The sequence below is a fragment of the Acinetobacter terrae genome (assembly GCF_013004375.1).
GTDB classification, from domain to species: domain Bacteria; phylum Pseudomonadota; class Gammaproteobacteria; order Pseudomonadales; family Moraxellaceae; genus Acinetobacter; species Acinetobacter terrae.
In genome coordinates, this window is the sequence record NZ_JABERI010000012.1 from 22860 (window position 1) to 47840 (window position 24981).

Consider the following 24981-nt stretch of genomic DNA (forward strand, 5'->3'; position numbering starts at 1 on the left):
ACAGATAAAGCATCGACAAGATGAACTTAACCTCAAAGTTAGGTCTCGCGTGATGGTGACAATTAAGTTTGAGCGCCCTTCTTGGTGGCAGATAAACGTAAGAAGCCTAAGCTATGAAAGAAATATTAAAAAATTTAGTTGAAACGACTACGCTTCCTGAAGATAGTTATCTTGATCAAGATGCAGAAATTCTAGAAATTTTTGTTGAAGAAATCGAGGAAATCTTCGTTGAATTAAGTACTTTATTTCCAACTTGGTTTGCAAATCCCAATGACCAAGAAATTTTGAACACCATTCGCCGTCATTTCCATACGCTTAAAGGCTCTGGACGCATGGTGGGGGCGAAATCTGCCGGTGAAGTGGCTTGGGCAGTTGAAGACACTTTAAATCGTGTCATTTCAGGCGCTGTGCCATTAGATACAACGGTTCAACGCTTCGCGCAAACTGTATTTAAAATTTATCAATATAAGTTATATCCAATTTTTAAAACTGTTCAGCTTGCTGATATTGATTTGCGTCCTTTGGTTTTACTGGGTCAGCAAATACAGCAAAGATTAAGTTTAGAACCTGCTCTGGAAGAATTACTGCAGCTTTCTAGAAGCTTGACTGCTGAAGATGGTGTTACTGGTTTAGAGTTGAATGATGAAGTATCAACTCAACTAGACACAGAAGTAGAAGCAGAAACAGAAACAGAAGCAAATAATGATATCGAAGAAACTGTTGCTATCTTTATTGAAGAGGCTGAAGATCATTTAGCAACCATTGACCAGTTCTTGCAGAATGAGCATGAAAATAAACAAGATTATAATGCTCTGATTCGTGCATTACATACCTTGCGTGGCAGTTCATCAATGGCTCATATCGAGCAAATTTTTGAAGCCAGTACCAAGGCAGAGAATTTATTTAAAACTTTATTGCAAGAAGAAATCGTTTCGACCTCTAAGCAAACGGCTTTGCTGATTCAGTATGCCGAATTTGTGCGTGATTATTTGCATACCCTCAGACAAGGTGAAATGCAGAAACTTGATGCGATTTATGAAACCTTTAATACGGCATGGAATAACTATGGCTTTACTTCAGCAGAACTAGATGAAGATGTTAATCCTCAAGGTCTGGTTTCCAAGCTGATCGCACTAAATATTGATTTGTTGTTGGATGCTGAATTCGAATTTGAAAAACGCGCCAAAGTTGAATATCCAGAATATATTCAGGCCTTAAGTGAACAAGCTCAACAGTTATTGGATCATACTGATAATCGTGCCGCGGTGGGTATTCACCAATTTACCCATGAATTAAAGTCAGGTTATGAAGCGCTGGTGTTAAAGCCAGAATTACTCAATATTGATTATGCATATGAGTTGTTTGGACAGGCGCACCAAGAATTTATTCATTTGTTTGATACCTTGGCCGCAGGGCAACGTGTCATATTAACCGATGAAGTTCAGAAAATATTGAGTGATCTTTCTGCCTTTGTTCAGCAAGACCTTGAACAGTTTGAAAATAGTAAATCTGTCGTTGAAGAACTGCTTGCAACAATACCAGATACCGCATCTACGACGGTTGATCTGGCACAGATTTCACAAAGAATGCGTTCTGATCGTGCTCAAATGCATGCAGCGGATGCAAACAGTGATTTTGATGCGGATTTACTGGATATTTTTCTGGAAGAAGCAGAGGAGTTATTGGGGGGTATTGACCAAGATTTAAATACTTGGAGCAAAGATCCAGCCCATACCACTGCATTGAATAATTTAATGCGTTATTTGCATACCTTGAAAGGGGGTGCAAATATGATTCAAGCGACTCATATCGGCTTAATTTCACATGAATTAGAGTCGATTTATGAGCGCGTGATTCGTCAACAAATTACAGTTACGCCACAGCTGATTAGTATTATCCGTTTAGTCCAAGATGATGTATCAGATCGAATTCAAACCATTCGTGAAGATAATATAGATTACTCTGGTGCTGAATCGATTGAGATTTTGCGTAATATCCAACAGATTGCGCAAGGCAAGTTTGCAAGTGCTGCCGTGGTTGAAAATGTTGCTGCTGAAATCGAGGGTCATGAATTAGCAGAACCAGTAGCTGAGATATTCGCTTCAGAAGTTGAAACAGAACAAAAATTTGAAACAGAACAAGAAGCTGTTTCACAAAATGTAGCAACGGTTGAGGATCCTGAGGATAGTATTCGCTTAATTGCAGAAGAAACCTTCCTAGAAGAAGCGGAAGAGATTCTGGAAGCTACCGATAATTTATTAAAACAATGGTTTGATCAACGAAGCGACCGTAGCTTACTGCTTCAATTACAACGTGCTGCCCACAGTCTGAAAGGTGGCGCGCGTATGGTTGAAAATGAACCTGTAGCTGTCATTTCGTATCAATTGGAAACCACCTTCGAGCAGTTCGCGGTCCATCACTTTAATTCAAATGCATACGACTTATTATTACAAACCACGTTTGCATGGTTAAAACAGGCCATCTTCGAACGTGATTACAGCAATTTTGATAGTCTGAAATTAAGTTTAGAGTCGATTGGATTTGTTGATGTAACCGTTCAATTACCAAATCGTGTTACGCAATCCGATCTGTTAACTGCACCGAAAACCTTTGAATTTGTTCAAGGTGATGGTGCTGAACCACCAGCAATGCTGGGTGAGTGGGACTTAAGTTCGCAACAAGATAACAGCAATGAAATGATCCGTATTTCTGCCGACCTGGTAGAGAAGATGATCGATTTGTCTGGTGAAAATTCAATTAACCGTTCACGTATCGAAATGGACTTGGGCCAACTCGGCAACACCTTGAATGAGATGGAATTGGCGATGAAGCGTTTAGCTGACCAATTACGTCGAATGGAAGGTGAGCTAGAATCACACATTATTGCAAAACATGGTTCAGAAAATTCACGCTATGCCGATTTTGACCCATTAGAGATGGATCAATATTCATCTTTAAATCAATTGTCAAAATCTTTGGCGGAATCTGCATCCGACTTGGTTGACTTTAAAACAACGTTGGCCGATAAAATTCGTGATACAGAAGGTTTGCTGTTACAACAATCACGTATTCAAGCCGAGATTCAAGAAAGCCTGATGCGTACGCGTCTGGTACCATTCGATCGCCTATTGCCACGTTTACAACGTATCGTGCGTCAAACATCGTCTACCTTGAACCGTCCAGCAGAGTTGATTGTTCAAAATACTGAAGGTGAATTGGATCGTACCATTCTTGAGCGTTTGGTGACGCCATTTGAACATATGCTTCGTAATGCGATTGACCACGGTCTGGAAGACACTCAAGTACGACAAGAAGTACAGAAGCCTGAAGTAGGACGAATAGTCTTAAATATCAGCAGTCAAGGTACGGACGTACTGGTATCGTTTAGTGATGATGGTAAAGGGATTGATGAGTCGAAGATTAAAGAGAAGGCTTTAAACTTAGGTTTAATTAAGGCTGATCAATTCCTTGATAAACAGGAAATCCTGCAACTGATTTTCCATCCCGGATTCAGTACTGCGAAAGAAATTACCCAGATTTCTGGTCGTGGCGTAGGTTTGGACGTGGTTCAGAGTGAAATTAAAGCCCTCGGTGGTCATGTCTCTGTAGATTCAGAGCTGGGCAAAGGAACAACCTTTACCATTCGTGTACCAACCACAGTAGCGGTAAGTGATGCCTTGATGGTGAAAGCGGGCGATCAGCAATTTGCGATTTCATTGGCTCAAATTGAACGTATTGTCCGAATTGCACCTTCTACCTTGGAAGAGTATTTCAATAGTAAAGATGACTTCTTTAAAATTGATAATACCAACTACAAACTGCGTTACTTATCCGAGTTTGTTTCAAACCAGCCATTACCGCGTTTAAGTAATATTGCGCATTCTTTACCGGTGTTGCTCATTAAAGGTAATAGTGGTCAAACCATCGCATTATTGGTGGATCAGTTGATTGGTTCACGTGCACAAATTGTGGTGAAACCCATTGGTCAGCAATTCTCTAGTGTAGGTGTTGTTGCCGGAGCAACCATTTTAGGCGATGGTCAAGTCTGTCTGATTCTGGATGGTCAAAACATTGCTCGACAAATTCAAACCACGCAGCGCATTAAACACGTATCAGATCAGCGTGAGCTATCGCGTCATAATAATGCACGTCGTTTGATTATGATCGTGGATGACTCGGTGACTGTACGTAAGGTGACATCACGTTTACTTGAACGTCATGGTTATGACATTGTGACGGCAAAAGATGGTGTCGATGCGATGGAACAACTGGAAAATGTCAAACCGGACTTGATGTTGCTGGATATTGAAATGCCGCGTATGGATGGCTTTGAAGTAACGAATCTGGTTCGTCACCATGAAGTGCATCGCGATTTACCAATTATCATGATTACTTCAAGAACGGGTGAGAAGCATCGTGAACGAGCATTCAGTCTGGGTGTAAGCCACTATATGGGTAAACCGTTCCAGGAAGCCGAATTGGTGAGCAATGTTGAAAACTTGTTAGAGACCAGTCAGGGGTAAATAAATGAGCCAAAATAGCATTTCAAACTCTGCTGCACATCAAATGACGCAACAAGAGTTACATCACCTTATTACCGTGTCGACTGGATTTATCGATGCTTATATTATCGATTGTCATGGTAAAGGGGCGATGTTATTGCCGCAAAATATTGTCTTGTCCGCACTGGACAGTGCTACGCAAGTTCCATTTGTGGAGTGGCATGAACTCAAGCTACCTGTCTATGCGGTGAATAATCCAGAACAGAAAGCAGGGGTGGCTTTGGTGATTGAAGGTGATGACGTGAGTCAACGTTTTGCCCTGATGTGCAATAAGATGCCAAAAACCATTCGTCTACGTATTTCGGAAGTAGTCGATGAAGAACAGGCTTTAAATGATCCGGCTGTATTTCAATACGTACGCATGGCCGACCAAGTTTTTCATATCCCTAATCTGGCGCAAATTCAATCCTCTTTAGGGGTGTAATTTTAGCGACAGCTCAAATGTGAGTGATAAAAAAAGGAACTTATTTAAGTTCCTTTTTTTTGTTGGAGTTTTAGTTAGCCAATAAGCCTTCTAAAATCTGTTCGTAAATTTCAGCAAGCGGTTCCAAATCAGCCACATTTACATGTTCGTCAATTTGATGAATGCTGGCATTTAAAACACCTAACTCAAGTACTTGTGCGCCGGTAGGAGCAATAAAACGACCATCTGAAGTACCACCACTGGTCGAAAGTTCAGTTTCAATACCCGTCACATTGCGAATCGCATTTTTTGCAGCATTAACCAATTCACCGACTGGAGTAAGGAACGGTAAACCTGAAAGCGTCCATGAAATGTCATAGTCCACATTGTGACGGTCAAGAATTTCTAAAGTACGTGCCTTGAGTTCTTCTGCTGTCACTTCAGTTGAATAGCGGAAGTTAAACAACACGTTCATTGTGCCAGGAACAACGTTGGTTGCACCGGTACCGGCATTGATATTTGAAATTTGGAAAGAAGTCGCAGGGAAATATTCGTTACCATTGTCCCAAACTGTATCGCAAAGTTCAGCTAAGGCTTTAGAAGCGGTATGAATTGGGTTAATCGCAAGGTGAGGGTAGGCCACATGCCCCTGTTTGCCTTTAACGGTTAAATTGGCATTTAACGAACCACGACGACCATTTTTAACAATGTCACCGAGTTGATTGGTGCTTGATGGCTCACCAACGAGACACCAGGTCATTTTCTCATTACGTGCTTCTAAAGCTTCAACCACTTTTACCGTTCCGTTGATTGACGGACCTTCTTCGTCAGAAGTAATCAGAAATGCAATAGAGCCTTTATGATCTGGATGTTTAGCAACGAAGCGTTCAGATGCAACTACCATGGCTGCAAGTGCAGTTTTCATGTCTGCACTACCACGACCGTAAAGCTTACCATCTCGAATTTCGGGTACAAATGGGTCGGAGTTCCAGTCGTCTAAACTGCCTGTTGGGACAACATCGGTATGACCTGCAAAACATAAAACAGGCGCTTCAGTTCCTTTCCGTGCCCATAAATTATCGACATCTTCGAAACGCATCGATTCAATGTTAAAACCAATTTTTTCTAAACGATCGGCCATAATGTTTTGGCAGCTATGATCAATCGGTGTTACAGAAGGCTGACGTAACAGTTGCAGGCTTAAATCAAGGGTAGCGGAAGATGTCATGCGATTTTCATCAGTCGATAAATTTGTCAGCACTATAATAGGCGAATATGCCCTTGAATGTGAATGACTGCCATAAAATTGCCATAAAAAAACCCTATCTTGGATAGGGTTCTATATGCACAAAAGACCAACTATCTTTTGTGGATTTCTTCAGAAGTTTTTTCTGCAGTATTGGTTACGGCATCTCCGGCTTTGGATACATCTTTACCCATACCTTTAAATGTATTACAACCGGTTAAAACAAACGCAAGAATAAGCGAAGCAGCTAGAATTTTTTTCATCATCATCTCCAAGTATTTCATTATTTTGATGTGGATTCAGGTTAATTAATACTCAGCGTAAAAAATATGAGTTTTTGATGGTAGAAAAGTAATCAATTGTTATAAAGGTAGACTTTTCTCATAAAGTTAATGCTTAGACTTCTGAGAAAGCAGCGGTGCATGTCTGAACATATAGAAATTGTTTTCATCTTTTTGCATATATAAACCATTGCTCCACCACTGTGCTGTATCGCTACTGATATGCTGTTGCGGGCAAATCCATTCTTGGCGTTGTAAACGATAAAAATGTGCATTTTGAGGAGGAACATGGCTTCCCCAATAGCCTAAACGCCGCTTGAGATTCACCCAAGTCGGAATAACTTGCTGGGTATGTTCAACAGGAAGATAGAGTTGACCTTTTAATATGGCGAAACGTTGATCAATTTGATGATCAAGTGCTTCCTCAAATTGAAACTGTTTTTGACTAAAGTGATTTAATTTTCGAATTAAGGTGTCGCTACGGTTTAAGCCATACCAATAGGCTAAAGAAAAATCCCGTTCAGCCAAATAATATTTTAAAGCAACTTCCCAATGTTCAATTTTATTGGTTTCAGTATTGAGTAATAGAAAATCGAGTTCACCCAAGGTTTTAGGGCCCGCTATCTTTTGAATGCTATGACCGAGTAATTCATAAGGATGATAATTTTGATCGAGCAGCCAAAACCAGATAAACATTTCAAAGCGCAAACCTAAACGGGTACTTTTCAGCTGTTGTAAAAAGATTTCTAGTTCTTGAGGATGTTGATCTAAATAAAGCAGTCTTGAACGATAATTCTGAAAATGCCTTGCCCATGTTTCATTGGAATGTAATTGAAAAGAATGCTTGAGTATCAGTTCTGGTGGAATAGTCGCTAAAATATTCGGACTGGATACACAAAATGCCAGTTGTCGAACCAGTAAATTTTTAAATTGAAGCCAAGATTCATCAAGATCAGAGGCTTGATTTAAAGCAAACATAGAAACACCCAGCGCAAAATTAAAAGTGCAGAATTACAACGGATAATAGCTAAAAACACTTTATACTACCGCAATTAGTCGTGTAGGGCAGTGCTATGAAGATGTTGTTTTGGCGAAGTTTGGTGATGATTTTCGTCATCCTGGGCTTTATCGGAGCACTTATACCGGGTATGCCAACAACAGTATTTCTTATTTTAGCCGCTTGGTCCGCCTCAAAAGGTTGGCCGCAAATGGATGCATGGTTACTCAACCATCCTAAATATGGTGCGACCTTGCGATCATGGCGTGAAAACGGCACCGTACCGCGTAAAGCGAAATGGTTCGCCAGTATCATGATGCTGATCAGCGCTATGATTATGCTTTTTACCTATGCGCCGTTATTGGTCAAGGTATTTACCGACTTGACCATGCTTTCAGTTTCAATCTGGCTGTGGCTACGTCCTGAACCCTCGACTGAACAGATAAAAGAAGCAGAGTGATACCCATCATGTCATATGCCTTAGAACAAGCAGATGTCTGGATTGATTTGGCTGAACAAAGCTTAACTTTGCCAAAGCATAATAAGTTTTATGTGATTTCTTCAGGTAAGAATGGTATTGGGGAGCAGGAAGATTCAGGCAAGACCCCTAGAGGCTGGCACAAGGTTGCACTCAAGTTTGGTCACAGCGCACCTAAAAATGCAGTTTTCAAAGCGCGACAGGAAACTGGCGAAGTCTATGATGAAGCATTAGCAGCACAGTTTCCTGAACGGGATTGGATTCTCTCTCGTATTCTCTGGTTAAGTGGTTTGGAAGAGAACTTTAATCAGGGTGAGGGCTGCGACACATTTAAACGTTATATCTACATTCATGGCACACCCGATACAGAGCCTATGGGTATCCCGATGTCACATGGCTGTATCCGTATGCGTAATGATGATGTGGTTGAACTGTTCGACCTTATTCCTGAACAAGCTTTGGTTTATATTTCTGAACACGGTTTAAATTTAATTGACTGTAAAATAAGCACAAACATCTAAAGCACCATCTTAAGAGATGAAAAGTGAAAACTCCGTTATCGATGTTGGCTAAAAAATAGCATTATTTCCCAGTTGTTCAAAAAACCTGAGAAATTTAAGTCAAAACTACAGTATGAATTTGTGGTTTTTTGCATAAAATTCTAAATAAATTACAGAAATTGTTTGTTTTTATAGCGATTAACCTATTTTTTAATCACTCAAACGTAAAAAACCAAAAACAGGTAGAAAAGCGTTTGACAGGCTGCATAGATTCTCTATAATGCACCACACAAACGATGAAGTCGTAAAGGGCGCTTAGCTCAGTTGGTAGAGCGTCTGCCTTACAAGCAGAATGTCGGCGGTTCGATCCCGTCAGCGCCCACCAAGCCTTTACGTTAAATGTTTTAAGTGCAGCGGTAGTTCAGTTGGTTAGAATATCGGCCTGTCACGCCGAGGGTCGCGGGTTCGAGTCCCGTCCGCTGCGCCACTTAATTCAGATAACAAGTTGTTTGTACCACAATAGAGACATTGTGTAGATGCAGCGGTAGTTCAGTTGGTTAGAATATCGGCCTGTCACGCCGAGGGTCGCGGGTTCGAGTCCCGTCCGCTGCGCCATTTACATGATAGACCTTTTGAGGGCGCTTAGCTCAGTTGGTAGAGCGTCTGCCTTACAAGCAGAATGTCGGCGGTTCGATCCCGTCAGCGCCCACCAGATTTTTTGTGATGCAGCGGTAGTTCAGTTGGTTAGAATATCGGCCTGTCACGCCGAGGGTCGCGGGTTCGAGTCCCGTCCGCTGCGCCATCCCTAAAATCGAAAATGTAACACCCTTTAAGGGCGCTTAGCTCAGTTGGTAGAGCGTCTGCCTTACAAGCAGAATGTCGGCGGTTCGATCCCGTCAGCGCCCACCATATCTTCGGATATGAAACTTGTTTTTATAAGTTTGCCGTGCAGCGGTAGTTCAGTTGGTTAGAATATCGGCCTGTCACGCCGAGGGTCGCGGGTTCGAGTCCCGTCCGCTGCGCCATTTTCTAGATTCCTTGTTCTAGATCATGGTTACATCCAGCAAGATTTCTTTCTTGCGTCATAAAAATGGCCATGCTATTTTTATTCCTCAAGGGCGCTTAGCTCAGTTGGTAGAGCGTCTGCCTTACAAGCAGAATGTCGGCGGTTCGATCCCGTCAGCGCCCACCATATATTTATCCTTGCTCAAATCGTGTTTTTTTCATAGAATCTCAAGACTATAATAATTTTAACTATTGAAAAACGATGAGAAATCCATATCAACGCAAAGCTGCCTCCAAAAATCTAAATACCACCTATAATGCTCAAGATATTTATAAACAATTCATTGAAACCATTGTTGCTCAAGGTTCTGTTAGTGCTTTATATGATGATGGCTGGGCCTTATGTGCGACGCCTACAGGTCAGCGCTCTTTTGCAGTTTGGCAACATAAAAGTCTGGCAAAATTGCTAATCAAAGATAATTGGGAACATTATCAAATTCAGGATATTTCACTCAAAGATTTTGTTGAAAAAGTTATTCCTTTTTTACGTCAAGAAAATACCTCTGTGTCTATGGATTTAACGCCTGAAGGGCAGAATGTCTTGGTTGCCCCTGAAAAATTATTATTAGACATCAAAAATTATCTGTATCAGATCTATTTGCAAAAACCAGAGCTATTTAAAGACACCAAATTGCCTATGCCACGTAGCATTCGTTTAAATTAATGCTTGTTATCCAGTATTTTTAAGGTTGTGCATTGGTTTAATATTCATTAAATACCCATCCACTCATAAAGGCAAAGTATTCTCTCAGCCAAGAGTTGTAGCGAATATACAAGGGTGTTGGTGCGCTGATCGTGAGGATCTGTTGATAGCCTTGATGTTTGGCGATGGCTTTGGCGCGTAAAATATGAAAATCACTGGTGGCAATGACAATGGGCTCACTCAATGAAATGTGACGTGCTTTAAGTAAGGGCTGCACATTACGCAGGTTTTCTTCCGTGCTGGTACTTTGATCTTCTAATAAAATCCGTGATTGATCTATTTGATGTTGTTTTTGCAGATAGGTGGACATCACCTCTGCTTCAGTCATTTGTTCTTTAAAACCTAAACCTCCAGTCATGATCAGGATAGCTTCCGGATATTGCTTGGCGTAGGCTGCCCCGACATCTAAACGCTGTTTTAAAATCGGAGAGGGCTGACCATTTTCTATGCTACTACCGAGTACAATAATGGCGGCTGCCGGTTGTGGTGTGGTGTTCTGCTGAATCGTATATTGCAGATAACCGAAAAAAATCAGTAGCGTAGTAATCCACAGAAAAAATATTGCCCAGGCACAACGCCATAAAGTCTGTCGTAGCTTACTGGCTTGGATAAATTTTTGAATCCACTTGAAACATAGGGCATACAGGATTAAGCCGATGCCGATAATCACCGGAAGAATAATGCCTAAATGGATTTTATCCAGTGAAAGTAACCATAAGCCATCCAGTGCCAATAAACTGCCTATGATAAAACTGAAGCTGCGTTTTAGAGGGTCCGACATAAGCTGAGAGTCTGGGTGAATGTTGCTGTTAGTTTAAACAATTTGTATGTTTTAAGCATAAAAAACCGAGCGCTAAGACTCGGTTTTTTTGGGCTTTAATATTTAGTAAACGTCACGACGGTAACGACCTTGTTGACGAAGCTGATCGACAGTTGCTTCACCTAGGATGTCAATCAGTGCTTGATCAACATCACTGGCCATACCATTAATGCTACCGCAAACATAAATCACCGCACCATTATCCACCCAGGCTTTAAGTTCTTGGGCTTGCTCACGTAGTTTATGGTGCACATAGACTTTTTCTTCTTGATCACGGGAGAAGGCTAAATCAAGGCGTTGCAGCATGCCTGTCGTTTGCCAAGCTTCAATCGTGCTTTGATAGAAGAAGTCATGTTCACGTTGACGTTCACCAAAGATGAGCCAGTTTTGCGTGTAGTTCTGACGGGTACGCGCATGTAACAAGCTCATTAAGCCAGCAAGACCGGTACCGTTACCAATACAAATGATTGGGCGATTATCATTAATCAGATGGAAAGATTCATTGGTACGAATACGTAATGCAATCTGGCTATTTAATGCGGCATGTTGAGTCAGCCAGCCCGAACCTAAACCTAAGTGCCCTTGAGCATCCGATTGTTGACGCACCACTAAACGCAGCACTTGTTGCGATGGAATGCTGGCAATTGAATATTCACGCGAAGGCAGCGTATTTAGCTGTTCCAGTAAATGTTCCATATTGGCAAAAGGTTCAACCTCTGTGGTTAAATCTTTATCCCATAGAGCTTGTTCAATGCTAATTTGTAACGAATCCACTTGTGTATGCGGCTGTATTTGATGCTTCTGCAGAAAGGCTGCAATACGTTCAGCACTATTGCCAGGTTGAATCTCTGCAATATCACCGGCTTGCCAAATCACTTCATGGGTTGGCTTTAATTCGATATTAAAGGCAGGTGCACCTAAGCTATTTGGATTGAGCACATCGCGTTTTGTTAATGTCCAGGTATCGAAAGTTTTTTCGATATTCATGGCTTGTAACTCAAGTTTGGTCACTTTGGCTAAAGCGCTATTCCATGCCTGAATCTGCTGATTATTGGCATTATCCACCTCAATGGTGGCAAACAATTGTTGCGCGCCATTTTGCTTTAACCAGGCATCAATTTCATGACCAAAACTACAGAAGGTATCTGGATATTCACTCGAACCCAAAGCTAAGACAGCATAGTGCAGATGGCTTAAATCAACCTGTGATGAAAGTACTTTTTTGGCAAAACTTGAAGCTAAATCCGGGGCTTCACCTATACCGTAAGTACTTGCCACAAATAAGACTTGTTCAGCATTTTTTAAATCATCTAGACTTAAATGTTGTACGGATTTCACGGTTACAGGTTGATGAGCCTCTTGTAAACTTGTTGCTGTACGCCAAGCCAGTTGTTCAGAAGTGCCGGTTTGGGTGGCATAAGCAATCAGCCAAGGTTTGGCATTTGGATCAATATTGACAGCAGTTAAGCTATTCCGCGCAGCTTGAGTCAGTTTCTTTTGTTTACGGCGTTTAAGATACAGCATCCAACCCGTTACAAAGAACAATGGCATAGATAGAGCGGCCAACATGGCCAAGAATTGGTAAACCGGACCAAAGAAGCTACCGCGGTGAACAGGTAACATACTGCTCATGATTTTTTCATTTAACTTTTTATCTTCATAAATTTCCATGTCTTTAATGGATGAAGTTTTATAGTCAAATGTGGCTTTATTGCGTGCACGTTCATGTTGTGGAACAGCATCTACAAAACTCAGTTCAACTTCGCCATTGGCTTTTTTCGGCAAATTGACGGTCAGGCTTGAATAATCACGACCGACTTGTGCATTAAATCCTGTCCAGGTTTGGCTTAGGGCAAGATTGATTTGCTCAGGGCTTAGACCAGGTTTATCACCACCTTCAGCACGAGAACCCTGTTTAGAACTTTCTCGATCTTTGTTACTGGATTGTGCCAGTTCAGCGCCACCACGTCCTTCTCCAGCGCCACGCTGTGGAGCTTCACCTTTTGATTCTTTTTGTTGTTCGACGCCCATCACGGTATACAGACCGCTACGCCACCAGCCATAAGACCAGGTTAAGCCGGTACATGCGATAATCAGGAAGAAAATAACCACCCAAGTACCCACAACCGCATGTAAGTCCCAAAGGAAATTACGACCTTTCAGTTGCGGTTTAATCATCAACCATTGTTTGAAAGAGTGCTTTTTAGGCCAACGCAAGTATAAACCACTCAACACAAAGAACAGCAACATGAGGGTACATGCACCGGTAATCTGCTTGCCGACTGGTCCGATGGTTAAATTGCGATGCAACTGCTCGATAAACTTAAAAAACTCTCGCCCTTTGATTTCTGGTAAAACTTCGGCCGTGTAGGGGTTAATCATCATGTTATAACCCTTACGTGCGCCTTCTTTGACAATATTTAGGCTAGAAGATGCAGTGGGGTCTTTGGCAACAGTGATGCTATTAATTTTCATCTCTGGAGCAGCTTTATTAAAGTGCTGATACAGTTCTGCAGGTGTTAACTTGTCACGATTTTCAGCTTGTACGGTATAACTATCTGGATTCAGCCATTTTTGAATCGGTTGTTCATATGAATAAATGGCACCGGTAACCCCCATAATCGAGAGGATTAACCCAGCGCTAATCCCGAGGAACCAATGGATCTGAAAAAAGATTTTTTTTAACATAGCTGAAAAAAGATGCGGGAGGTGAATGGTATTAGCGCAAATTATAACTGAATTTTTAGCAAATCATATGGATTTTGCAGGTAATATTCATTCTCATTATCATTTATAGTTGTTTTATTAAAAAACCCCCAAAATTCTGGAGGTTTTTTATGCCATTTTTTTGATTACAGCAGGGCTTAAACCTGTTTAGCTTCGCCCACTGTTTCAGTTAAATGCTTACGAATGGTGTTGAATGGAAAATTCTTTGAATCCATACGTTTTGGCAGAATATAAGCACCTTGCTGACCTTTCACTTTGAAATTAATCAACATAAAGTCAGGTGTATTATACCATTCATAAATATCTTTCCAGCCGATTGAACCAACACCTTCTTGCGCACCCATTTTTTGACGCATGATAATGCCGTGTGGCTGTACGCCTAAACGAATGCCTTTGATTTCCTGCACCGGAAATTCATTCATTTTACGTTTAACGTACCATTCCAGGCCAAATTTACGGATAAGGAAGTACGCCACGACGCAGACCAATGCAACCCAACAAAAAATAGTCGAATAGTTCTTTAATAAGATAATACCAACAATAGATAGAGCAGCCACGACAGCCATGATCGCCCATGTTTTAGTGCCGATTTTGTTGGTGCTACGCCAGATAGCAAGTTGAGCTTGACGTTGTTCAGCCTCTGAAATTTCATAGTTCACAGGCTGTAGGGTATAAGCGTATAAATTTTTCGTGGTCATAGTGAATTAACAAATTTAGAACTGTAAAAAGTTTAGCATTATTTATACCAATTCAGTGAGTATATTGTTCCAAAATCATTCGAATTATAAGGAAGCCAATTCGGTGGCTTTCTCATCACGGTCATGACTCAAACTTTGCTTTAAGCGACTGAGTTGATTCAGAATGCTTAACATCAAAGAGAGTTGCTGCAAAACAATCAGCGATTTCTGATCATCTTCATTATTGTGGGTTAAGCGTTGACGAATCGTATTCAACATATTTTGCGCTGTCAGATCGGGAACTTCATCTTTTAATAAAGAACCTTGAATATCCTCTAAAGCCAAGTCCAAAAGCTTTAACACTTCTTGATCTTGTATTTTTTCACGATGCGCACCGAGCGCGGCAATATAGCTGAGCAGGGTGTGATTCAAACATAAGAATTCAAAAGCTAAAGTTTTTTGGGTCGGATCGAAATCAGGCTCAGTAGCTAGGGTTGAAATCAGGGAGGCAACTTCAGCATCATTATTATGTGCGGCACGACGAACCACACGATATTTCAAACCGTTATTACGACCTTGTTTATATTGTTCAATCACTTCGGCCAAATAGTCACATTGTGCCGTGAGAGAGCGATTGATGGTGCGCGACAGGCGACGGAATTTCCAATCCGGGAAAATAAAACTGACCCCAAACCATGCCAAAGCACAGCCAATTAAGGTATCAATCATGCGCGGTAAGGCTGCTTCAAAGCCCATACCATCCAGATTAAAGTTAATCAGCGCAAGAATGGTAATAAATGCGGTGGCTTGCGCATATTGTTTACTGCGCAATTCAAAGAACAGCACACCACTGAACACTAATAATAATAATTGTCCTTCAATCGACGGGATAAAGTACAAAACGGCATAACCCAGAATAATACCGACTAAAGTACCGACAATACGCAGGCGTAAACGACGTTTGGTGGCATTAAAGTTGGGTTGGCTAACAAAAAGAGCTGTCAATAAAATCCAGTAACCATATTCAATATTGGTGACCTGGACAAAAATATAGCCAATCAGCAACACAATCGAGACACGGATTGCATGTCTAAACAACACAGATTCCGGGGTTAAGTGCTGTTTGATGCGGATCACCACATCATTCCAACCTTTTAAGTCATCATCTTTAAGCTGGTTTTCAATATGTTTAGCTTTATCGAATTTGATATGACGTTCTGTTTCTACATTGCGTAGTTGCGCATCAATCGACTTTAAATTTTGATACAGGGAAAACAGGGCATTGACCCAGACTGGGTCATATTGTTGTTCAGCACGTAATTTCTCTAAAGAGAGTTTTAAATTGGCAAAAGTAGGCTTAAAGCGCTTGTTATGCTGATAGGTTTCACGGTGCAAAATGCTGTAACTTAGATCTTTGCAGGCTTTTGCTTGAAGGTATAAAACTCGTTGGAAGCGAAATAAAATATCACTATGTTCAAAAATTTTAACCAGTTTTTGATAGTCAATGTGCGCTGAATCGGCGCGTTCATGAATATCTTGTGCCACAAAATAATATTGTAAGCTGCGACGGGTATCTTTTTGCCCACGGTCACCCTTTAAACGGGTCAGGAGCGCAGTTTTCATTTCATTGAAAATGCCGACCAGTTTGCCATTTTCCAAAGACAGTTCAATCATGCTTTGTTGATAACTGCTTGGTGTCATGTCGACATCAAACAGGTTTGATTTTGCAAACAGAAAATCGCCTAAGGATGAATAGCACTGCGACAATTTATCTTGCACTTGGCGAACAGGAAACAATAAAAAGCTGATCGTTGAAATCAGGCCATACCATGCAGCACCTGCAACCAACAGCAAGGCTTGGCTATACCAGTTGTCAAATAGCTCAACGCCCAACATCGAATAAACTGAAATCACCAGACAGCCATAGGAAATGGTGGCATAACGGCGTCCCAATGACCCCAGCAGAATCCAGCCAATACAGGAGACAATCAAGCCTAAGGCAAATAAAATCGGATAAGGAAACAAGAAATAAACAGAGCAGGCAGTAATAAAGAAGCCGATATAGGTATAAATTAGGTTCATGATCCGAACCGAGAAACGGTCATCAATATCACTTAAACCTGCGGCGACTACACCTAGTGTGAGCGGAATAGTGGCAATTTGATATCCCATAAAATAAGGAACAAAAGCCGTACCCGAAAACGCAATCACCATGCGCAGGTTATACATGAAGGTGGTGTTATACGTCGCTTGTTTAAGACGTGTGAGCCAAGATTTCAAATTATGTCCTTACCACAAAGTGATCTATGCATCAGCGAGGTGAATTATGTGATTTTTCACTCTCAATTCTGGGAAATAATACTATGTACAGTGTAAGCTTGTCTTCAAGGTAGCCATTTAAAAATTAAATATCGATATGTCTGAACAGCAGTCTACTCAACAATATTCTACGGCATGGATTATGTTGTTGGCGTTACTGACCTCATTGGGTCCACTTTCCATCGATATGTACTTGCCGGCATTGCCACAAATGGCCAATGACTTTGGGGTAAGCACACAAATGGTGGCCAATACTTTACCTGCATATTTTTTAGGTTTGGCATTGGGACAGCTGATTTATGGGCCTTTGAGCGATCGAATTGGCCGTAAAAAGCCACTTTATTTTGGTTTAGTGCTTTATATCGTGGCAAGCATGCTATGCGTTTTTGCGACCAATGAATGGAGCTTAATTGCAGCACGTATTTTACAGGCCGTTGGGGGCTGTGTCGGGGTCGTTATTGCGCGAGCTGCCATTCGTGACCGTTTAGATATGCAAGCTTCGGCGCAGGCTTTTGCCAGTATGATGATTGTGATGGGGATTGCACCGATTATTGCGCCAAGTTTAGGGGCAATGGTATTGAAGTTCTTTACTTGGCATGCCGTATTTGTGTTTTTAACGCTGATAGGTGTGATCTGCTTGCTGTGCGTACACTTTTTCTTTAAGGAAAGTCTAACGCCTGAACGCCGTTTAAAATTGAATCTAAACCAGATAGGCAATTTATATGCTGTGATTTTTACTGACCGTAGCTTTAGATTGCCGATGCTGGCCGGCTGTTTTTCGGGCGGGGTGTTGTTTTGCTATATCAGTTCATCGGCTTCAGTATTGATGGATGATTATGGCTTGAATCAGCAGCAATTCGGTTATGCCTTCGGTATGAATGCTTTTGGTATTGTGTTGTTATCAACTGTAAATAAAAGACTCGCGCATCAATTTTCAGTACTCAGTCGTTTGAAAATAGGCGCTATGCTTCAGCTGATAGGCTCATCTATTTTATTCATTGCCGGTTTAATGGGTCAGATCCCGTTGTGGATTATACTCTCAGGCATGTTTTTGGCGGTTGCAGGTATTGGTTTTACCGGACCAAATGCCATGGCCTTGGCGATGTCGGAACAAGGTTCGCGCGCAGGAACAGCCAGTGCCATTATGGGTAGTATGCAGTTTGCCTGTGGCTTGCTCGGTGGTGTGATCTTGAATTTTCTGATTTGGAATGCACTCGTAAACATGGGCTTGGTGATGCTCATGTTTGTAGTCGTGGCTTTTCTGGCAATCATGCAATTAAACACGCCTGTACATCATGAGCGAACAAACACTTAATATTGCAAAGAAAAGCAAAAATCGAATTAAAAAGAGACCTGAATGAGGTCTCTTTTGGGTTTAGATGAAGTGAATCAATTTATTCATCCAAGAATACGGAAAATTCTTCAACCGCAATACGCGGGGTAATAAAGGTATTGATGATATCGTCCGTATCGGCATAACCGAGCGCAACTGTGCAGACCAGTTCTTCATTTTCTGGAGCATTCAGTACATCCAGTACAATGGAATGAAAATGATTCCAGGCTGCTTGAGGGCAGGTATCCAGACCACGCGCTTTAGCCGCGACCATGACATTTTGAATCATCATGGAAATATCCATTTTAGCGCCAATACCCATGACTTTATTCACGGTGAAATATAGGCCAACAGGTGCATCAAATAACTGGAAATTACGCAGCTGTTGGCGCGCCATTTTTTCTTTGTCACCTTTTTGAATATTTAATAAACTATATAAACCCCAGCCATTTTCACGACGACGCTCAATAAAGGGTGAAATCCACGTTTCTGGATAATAGGCAAATGTTTCTTGGTACTGACTTGCAAGTTCTGGCTTGGTGAACAGTTCGACTTGTGCCTTATATACACGTTCAACCATTTCATCACGTTTTTTCCCAGTCACAACATAAACTTTCCAGGGTTGTGTATTGGTTCCAGAGGGTGCTCGACTTGTCACAGTTAAAATGTCTTTAATGATTTGCGGATCAACCGCTTTATTCAAAAAAGCACGTACTGAATGGCGTGAAGTCATTGCCTCATCAACATGACGAACTTGTTGCAAATTCATAAAAATTCCTTTTGAAATGAGTTTTTTAGCGCTTATGACTATATACATTAGTCGAATATTTGTACGTAAGACTTTGTGTGGTTTTTTGCTAAGTTAAAGAATGTATTCATTATTTTGAAATAATATCTAAAAACAAGATGATTTTTTAATCATTGTTCAATAAAACTGATTTTAATCAAGTAGAGAACTTGATAGATTGATGGCTACATATGGGTTACATATGTTGTACTTTTATAAAATTTTAAGCTTTTTTCACTGTACTGATAAGCAGAAAATGCAATGATTTTTGAAGCTTTTTAAAATTTTGAATCATGATTTTTTATTGATTTGTTGAGTTTTTAAGGGTCATTTATGCACGGATGCGAAATACTTAAATAGGAGATTAGAATGAGTCGTTTACTCAACGGTAAATTTATGGCTAAAAGTTTAGCATTGGCAGTCACAGCTGTAATGGTAAGCACAGCACATGCAGGTAAAGCTGAGCAACAACAAATTCAAGAACTACGTCAAGAAGTTGAAGCATTAAAATCTTTAATTCAACAGCAACATCAAGTTCAACAACAGCAGCAAACTCAAATTGAGCAAGTTAAGGCGCAACCTGTTCAACTTGCGGCAGCACCTGCAGCGAAGTCTGAATCAGCATTAACCGGCTTTAAATCCAAAGCGGGTGCAAGTGTAAATTTATATGGTTTTGTCCGTGGTGATGCGAACTATATCATTGAAGGTGCAGATGATGACTTTAATGCGGTACATAAAGTAAATGGGACGGGAATTACAGATCCTAAATCAGTAAATGACAAACTTCGTGCGACTGCTAAAACCACACGTATTGGTCTCGATTTTAATACCCCGGTAGGTGATGCAAAAGTCGGTGGTAAAGTAGAAGTTGACTTTGCAAGTACAACTGAAAGCTTGCGTATTCGTCATGCTTATTTGACTTATAACGACTGGTTATTCGGTCAAACCACTTCTAACTTCCTATCCAATCATGCGCCGGAAATGATTGACTTCAGTACAAATATTGGTGGTGGTACGGCCCGTGTTCCACAAGTACGTTATGGTCTTAAACTCGCTCCTGCTACTCAGTTACTTATTTCTGCAGAAGAAGGGGATAGTTCAGGGACAGGAATTAAATATCGTCTACCGAATTTGACAGCAAAATTAACTCAAGGTTTTGCAGAAGGTAAGGGTTCAGTATCTGCACGTGCATTGCTTGAAAATTATAAAGCGACTACAACTGATGATGATCAAACAGGCTGGGGTGTAGCTGCAGGTGTAAATTATCAAGTGGCTGAACCTTTAAAAGTTTCCGCTGATGTTTCACATGTCGTTGGTAACAGTAATTACTTATATGGCAGCAATTCAGCTTATACAGTTGATACTGTGAATAATAGTGTTGAGCAGAATGAATTTAATGCTGTTCAAGTGGGTGCAACTTATAAAATTTCGCCTAAGTTACGTTCAACATTGGCGTATGGTGCACTCTTTGCTGATGATGGTACTGACTATGCACGACTCAATACTGCAGCGAATGAAAAGGTTCAACAAGCATGGATTAACTTTATCTATTCACCGGCTGCACCGATTGACTTAGGTATTGAATACATCAACGGAAAACGTGATACCTTTGCTGGACAGTCATTCAAAGATAATCGTGTAGGCTTAATGGCAAAATATAATTTCTAATTAAAAACTAGAAATTTGAAAAAAGAGGCGAATAAATCGCCTCTTTTTTATTGAAAGTTTGAAAATATGAGTCATTGTTTGTAAAAGCTATTTATTTAAGAAATAAATATAAAAAAACTATAATTTACAGTGATAGATAAAATTGTAAAAAACTAAAGATTTCTTTCAAAAAAACTGCATAATGTCGCACTTTTATTCACATTCATCTTTTTGAGGTCTTGATTTCATTGTGAATGTGAATACTGCACTGATGGTAATTAGTGCTTTATGGATTAAATACCGATGACATAGAAATTCTATAAATCACATTGTGAAAGGGATTTCTTGCTGTCCGTTTGATTAAAATTTTGATTTTTAGATCGTGTTTTAGCGCATTGTATGCCATTAAATTTGGTGCGAAATCAACCAAATTTGTGTTTGTTATGAATTTTAGCTTAGTGTTATAGGGCACATTTTTTATCAAGAAAAGGTTCTATTTTTTGTTGATTGCTTTATGAGGTTTTCTCCTGATTCATTGTAAAAAGCTAAGTTAAGATTTATATCAATAGTGCATACAAAAGTGCAGTTTTGGTCGTTTAGGAAAAAGTTATGGATTACATCTTAAGTCCAACATTCAGTTTAATGCTTGCTGTGTTGGTGCTGTATATGGGACGTATTTTAAATAAATACATTCCATTTTTGACCAAATATAATATTCCTGAACCTGTGGCTGGTGGTCTGGTGGGTGCAATTATTTTTTATCTTCTTCACCACTTTGCAGGCTATACCATTTCAGTTAACAAGCCGATGCAAGAAACATTTATGTTGATGTTCTTTGCATCGATTGGTTTAAGTGCAAATTTTGCCAAACTCAGGGAAGGTGGCAAACCTTTGTTAATCTTTCTGGTTGCAATTTCAGCCTTTGTTGTGGTGCAAAATGGCGTAGGAATGGCGGTTGCAAGTGCGGTGGGTCTTGATCCATTGATGGGGGTAATAGCAGGTTCTATTGCTTTAATTGGTGGTTTGGGTACAGCCGGTGCTTGGGGTCCAATTTTTGAAACCAAATATGCCGTTGAAGGCGCATTACCGATGGGGATTGCCAGTGCAACCTTTGGTATGGTGATTGGCGGTTTAATGGGTGGACCTTTAGCGCGCTATCTGATTAAAAAGCATCAACTGGCTGCACCGTTAAATTATGAAGTACGTAAGGAAAAAAATGCAGTACCTTTAACTGAACATGAATATGCATTTGAAGCACCCTATAAAGTTCGTTTAATTACTGCCGATAACGCGATTGTCACCTTAGGAATGTTTGCTTTTGCTTTGGCATTTGCAGAAATCTTGAAAAATCTGACAATAGGTACAGCATTTGAGCTTCCCACATTTGTTTGGGCATTGGCTGGCGGTATTCTGCTGCGTAATGTGGTAGAAACAGGCTTCAAACGTGAAATTTTTGATCGTTCAATTGATGTATTTGGTAATACAGCCTTAGCACTGTATTTAGCCATGGCCTTGGTATCATTGAAACTGTGGCAGTTGGCTGATTTGGCGATTCCAATGATTATCTTGTTGATTGCTCAATCTATTGCGATGTGGGTGTTTGCCGTTTATATCTCATTCCGGGTGATGGGTAAAAATTATGACTCTGCCGTGTTGGCATCGGGTTTATGTGGTTTTGGTATGGGTGCAACCCCCAATGCAATTGCCAATATGCAAGCCATTACCAACATGTATGGACCATCGCATAAAGCATTCTTAATTGTTCCATTGGTCGGTGCATTCTTTATTGACCTTGTAAACGTCATTGTGATTCAAGGGATTTTACAAATCTTTGGTTAATTGATTGATGTTAAAAAAGCCCCAGAAAACTGGGGCTTTTTTAGTACTGAATATTATAAAAAAGTCAGGATAAGTTGGTAGCCTATGCAACTGCCAATTAGGCACAACCAGACGGGAAGTTTGGTTTTAAGTAATCCAATGACCACTACTACAAATAAAAGATCAGTCAGCTGTACAATATAATGCTGCGCCATTTGTATAACCATGCACAGGAGCAATCCAACTACCGCCGCATTGATACCAACTACCGCATGACGAATATAAGTTTGATTCATCAGCCATGACCAATAAGGCAGGGTTCCAAAAATTAGCAAAAAGGAAGGAGTAAATATAGCCAAGGTAGCAATACCTGCATTAAGTACAGGAAATGGGGTTAAAGGTGTTAACGCACCAATATAGCTGGCAAAACTAAATAAAGGACCTGGCATCAGCTGAGCAAAGGCATAACCTAAATCGAATTTTTCTGCTGAAAGTAAACCTGTGGCAACGAAATCCTGATGTAAAAAAGGCAGAATGATATGACCACCACCAAACACCAGCGAAGCTGTACGATAAAAACTTTCAACACTTTGACTGAACACACTGCTGTGTAGCCAGTTCAGAACTGAAAAGATAAAGAAAGGCAGAATAAAAAGCACTAACCACAGATAAGCATATGATCTTTTTGTAGAAGAAATAGCGTCTGTTAAAGAAGAGGTTTCCACTTTATTTTCTTTTGTGGGAATACTTTTTTGTGCGAAGAATATCCCCAACAATGCCGCGATAAAAATCACAATGATTTGATTCATCGGCAGTGAAACAGTATAAATAAATAGGGTGGAACAGAGCATTAAAATGTATTGCCAAAGTTTGGTACAAAAGCTTCGTAGCATTTGCCAGAAAGCCCATGTCACCACAGCCAAAACAATCAATTGAATACTATGAAAAAAGGCTGAAGAAAGCAGTGGGGAAAATTGTTTGCCTAATAGTGCCACTAGGGTCATCAGTAGTGCAGAAGGTAAAGTGAAACCCAGCCATGCGAGTATGGCACCCCAATAGCCTTTTTTCACATAGCCAATGGCTAAACCAACTTGGCTACTGGTCGGTCCAGGTAAAATTTGTGCCAATGCGACCAGTTGGACATATTGCTGGTCATCTAACCAATTTAATTGTTTTACAAAGGTTTGATGAAAAAAGACCAAATGTGCGGCGGGACCACCGAATGCCAGACAACCTAATTTTAAAAAAATCAGAAAAATAGTGCGATAATGAAGAGATGGCATTGGCAATTTCACTAGGGTCAATTTTTTAAAGTCTAATATTTTTCGATGGCAGTTTAACGAAATACTACAATGTGAAAAACATATAGTTCTTAAACTGTACGACTTTTAAAAGATAAGCTTATTAATCTTTGGGTGATTCATGATAAATATCAAATTTGGTTATATTGCTTTAGCGGTAGTAAGTGTAGTGGGATGCCAAAGTGTTCCACACTCTAAGCTTACTGTTGGCTCTACAGGCTTATCTGAATCCCCAAGTGTAGATGCACAAGTACATGCTGACCGCATTGATTTTAAAAAATTAAAAAAACAGGAAAATCGTCCGATTGTAGCTTTGGTACTGGGTAGTGGTGGGGCACGCGGCTATGCACATATTGGTGTCATTCAGGTATTAGAACAACAAGGCATTCATCCTGATTTTATTGTCGGTACCAGCGCAGGAAGTATTGTGGGTTCAATTTATGCCAGCGGCAAAACCGCGGATGAATTGCGTGAAATTGCTTTAAATATGAAAGCCAATGATGTCCGTGATGTAAAACTGGATATGAAAGGTTTTTTTGACGGCAAAAAAGTTGAAAACTACGTTAATCAGCAAGTCAATAATACACCGTTGGAATTGCTTAAAACGCCCATGTATGTAGTGGCGACAGAATTAAAAGAAGGCAAAAAAGTGGTCTTTAATTATGGCAACACCGGGCAAGCAGTACGTGCTTCCGTATCTATTCCAAGTATGTTTGTGCCCACTAAAATTGGTAAAGATGAATATGTAGATGGCGGCTTGGTCAGTCCTGTACCTGTTAATGTCGCGCGTGAGCTAGGTGCAGATATTATTATTGCAGTCGATATTCTGGCTCAACCGGTGAATACTGAAACCAGCAATGTTTGGGGCTTGTTTAACCAAAATATTAATATCATGCAGAACCATTTGGCCAGAGAAGAACTTAAACATGCAGATATTGTGATTCAGCCCGATTTAAGAGAAAAAGCACATATTTTTGATGTCAAAGGTCGTGAAATGACCATGCGAGCGGGCGCTGAAGCAGCACAAAATCAATTAAATGCCATTTCAACAGTATTCAATCAAAAGCACTATTCACCACTGAATAAAATTCAACAATTGAGTGCGCATGATTGAAGCTATAAATTAACTGAAATGATGAGTGAACCAAGAACAAGGCATAAATTTTTTACTGGATGAAGTCTTGTTCCTGCTTTCAATAGTGTCATGAATATTTTTATTTTGATTAATCAATGAGCTAATTAAGGTCGATTCTATTGTAAAGATTAATTAATCAATTGATATTGCTGAATAAAATCAATTAAGTGGCTAAAAGTTTC

At 40.4% G+C, this 24981-nt stretch carries 18 protein-coding genes and 8 tRNA genes; 17 read left to right on the top strand and 9 right to left on the bottom strand.

Translation table 11 applies throughout. From position 1 onward, the window contains the following. Positions 1-113 precede the first annotated feature (113 nt). Positions 114-4523, top strand: a complete 4410-nt coding sequence (locus HLH14_RS06385; protein ID WP_171532782.1) for a hybrid sensor histidine kinase/response regulator — start codon at positions 114-116, stop codon at positions 4521-4523. 4 nt (positions 4524-4527) lie between these two features. Beyond that, complete coding sequence (locus HLH14_RS06390) at positions 4528-4986, top strand: hypothetical protein (protein WP_171532783.1); 459 nt, start codon at positions 4528-4530, stop codon at positions 4984-4986. Between the two features lie 70 nt (positions 4987-5056). Here the strand turns inward: HLH14_RS06390 and dapE are convergent, their stop codons facing one another. From dapE to HLH14_RS06405, 3 genes are all read right to left on the bottom strand, one after another. Further along, positions 5057-6193 (bottom strand): succinyl-diaminopimelate desuccinylase, encoded by a 1137-nt coding sequence (gene dapE / locus HLH14_RS06395; RefSeq protein WP_171532784.1) that lies wholly within the window; start codon positions 6191-6193, stop codon positions 5057-5059. Between the two features lie 131 nt (positions 6194-6324). After that, complete coding sequence (locus HLH14_RS06400) at positions 6325-6474, bottom strand: entericidin A/B family lipoprotein (protein ID WP_171532785.1); 150 nt, start codon at positions 6472-6474, stop codon at positions 6325-6327. 126 nt (positions 6475-6600) lie between these two features. Beyond that, positions 6601-7470, bottom strand: a complete 870-nt coding sequence (locus tag HLH14_RS06405; protein ID WP_171532786.1) for a DUF1853 family protein — start codon at positions 7468-7470, stop codon at positions 6601-6603. 95 nt (positions 7471-7565) lie between these two features. Between HLH14_RS06405 and HLH14_RS06410 the strand changes: the two genes are divergently transcribed. The 11 genes from HLH14_RS06410 (at position 7566) to HLH14_RS06460 (ending at position 10196) form a co-directional block, all read left to right on the top strand. Beyond that, positions 7566-7949, top strand: coding sequence for a YbaN family protein (locus tag HLH14_RS06410; protein ID WP_067723821.1), 384 nt, complete (start codon positions 7566-7568; stop codon positions 7947-7949). A gap of 8 nt (positions 7950-7957) precedes the next feature. Beyond that, complete coding sequence (gene elsL / locus HLH14_RS06415; protein ID WP_067723822.1) at positions 7958-8488, top strand: cell wall-recycling L,D-carboxypeptidase ElsL; 531 nt, start codon at positions 7958-7960, stop codon at positions 8486-8488. A 288-nt stretch (positions 8489-8776) separates the two neighbouring features. Further along, positions 8777-8852, top strand: a tRNA-Val gene (locus tag HLH14_RS06420). Positions 8853-8877: 25 nt separating this feature from the next. Beyond that, positions 8878-8954: transfer RNA gene (locus tag HLH14_RS06425), tRNA-Asp, on the top strand. A 51-nt stretch (positions 8955-9005) separates the two neighbouring features. Then, positions 9006-9082: transfer RNA gene (locus HLH14_RS06430), tRNA-Asp, on the top strand. Between the two features lie 21 nt (positions 9083-9103). Then, positions 9104-9179: transfer RNA gene (locus HLH14_RS06435), tRNA-Val, on the top strand. Between the two features lie 13 nt (positions 9180-9192). Then, positions 9193-9269: transfer RNA gene (locus HLH14_RS06440), tRNA-Asp, on the top strand. Positions 9270-9300: 31 nt separating this feature from the next. Further along, positions 9301-9376, top strand: a tRNA-Val gene (locus HLH14_RS06445). 39 nt (positions 9377-9415) lie between these two features. Next, positions 9416-9492: transfer RNA gene (locus HLH14_RS06450), tRNA-Asp, on the top strand. A gap of 91 nt (positions 9493-9583) precedes the next feature. Then, a tRNA-Val gene (locus HLH14_RS06455) sits at positions 9584-9659 on the top strand. A 75-nt stretch (positions 9660-9734) separates the two neighbouring features. Beyond that, positions 9735-10196: a DUF2750 domain-containing protein gene (locus tag HLH14_RS06460; protein WP_171532787.1), complete on the top strand. Its 462-nt coding sequence runs from the start codon at positions 9735-9737 to the stop codon at positions 10194-10196. 37 nt (positions 10197-10233) lie between these two features. Here the strand turns inward: HLH14_RS06460 and HLH14_RS06465 are convergent, their stop codons facing one another. The 4 genes from HLH14_RS06465 to yccS form a co-directional block, all read right to left on the bottom strand. Beyond that, positions 10234-11016, bottom strand: coding sequence for a YdcF family protein (locus HLH14_RS06465; protein ID WP_171532788.1), 783 nt, complete (start codon positions 11014-11016; stop codon positions 10234-10236). A gap of 102 nt (positions 11017-11118) precedes the next feature. Next, on the bottom strand, positions 11119-13743 hold the full coding sequence (locus HLH14_RS06470) for a PepSY domain-containing protein (RefSeq protein ID WP_067723825.1): 2625 nt from the start codon (positions 13741-13743) through the stop codon (positions 11119-11121). Positions 13744-13919: 176 nt separating this feature from the next. After that, a complete protein-coding gene (locus HLH14_RS06475) occupies positions 13920-14480 on the bottom strand; it encodes a YcxB family protein (protein ID WP_067723826.1) in 561 nt (186 codons plus the stop codon). Between the two features lie 84 nt (positions 14481-14564). Continuing rightward, positions 14565-16739: a YccS family putative transporter gene (gene yccS, locus HLH14_RS06480; protein WP_067723827.1), complete on the bottom strand. Its 2175-nt coding sequence runs from the start codon at positions 16737-16739 to the stop codon at positions 14565-14567. Positions 16740-16875: 136 nt separating this feature from the next. Here yccS and HLH14_RS06485 point away from each other — a divergent pair, with 136 nt between their 5' ends. Beyond that, positions 16876-18093, top strand: a complete 1218-nt coding sequence (locus tag HLH14_RS06485; RefSeq protein ID WP_067723828.1) for a multidrug effflux MFS transporter — start codon at positions 16876-16878, stop codon at positions 18091-18093. 79 nt (positions 18094-18172) lie between these two features. Here the strand turns inward: HLH14_RS06485 and HLH14_RS06490 are convergent, their stop codons facing one another. Then, positions 18173-18880 (bottom strand): nitroreductase, encoded by a 708-nt coding sequence (locus tag HLH14_RS06490; RefSeq protein ID WP_067723829.1) that lies wholly within the window; start codon positions 18878-18880, stop codon positions 18173-18175. A 387-nt stretch (positions 18881-19267) separates the two neighbouring features. Here HLH14_RS06490 and HLH14_RS06495 point away from each other — a divergent pair, with 387 nt between their 5' ends. After that, a complete protein-coding gene (locus HLH14_RS06495) occupies positions 19268-20566 on the top strand; it encodes a DcaP family trimeric outer membrane transporter (RefSeq protein ID WP_067723830.1) in 1299 nt (432 codons plus the stop codon). A gap of 588 nt (positions 20567-21154) precedes the next feature. Further along, positions 21155-22384 (top strand): sodium/glutamate symporter, encoded by a 1230-nt coding sequence (gene gltS / locus HLH14_RS06500; RefSeq protein ID WP_067723831.1) that lies wholly within the window; start codon positions 21155-21157, stop codon positions 22382-22384. Between the two features lie 53 nt (positions 22385-22437). Here gltS and chrA read toward each other — a convergent pair whose 3' ends face one another. Beyond that, a complete protein-coding gene (gene chrA / locus HLH14_RS06505; RefSeq protein ID WP_067723832.1) occupies positions 22438-23646 on the bottom strand; it encodes a chromate efflux transporter in 1209 nt (402 codons plus the stop codon). A gap of 139 nt (positions 23647-23785) precedes the next feature. On the opposite strand from chrA, the gene HLH14_RS06510 reads away from it, so the two are divergent. Beyond that, complete coding sequence (locus tag HLH14_RS06510) at positions 23786-24778, top strand: patatin-like phospholipase family protein (RefSeq protein ID WP_067723833.1); 993 nt, start codon at positions 23786-23788, stop codon at positions 24776-24778. The last annotated feature ends 203 nt before the right edge of the window (positions 24779-24981 follow it).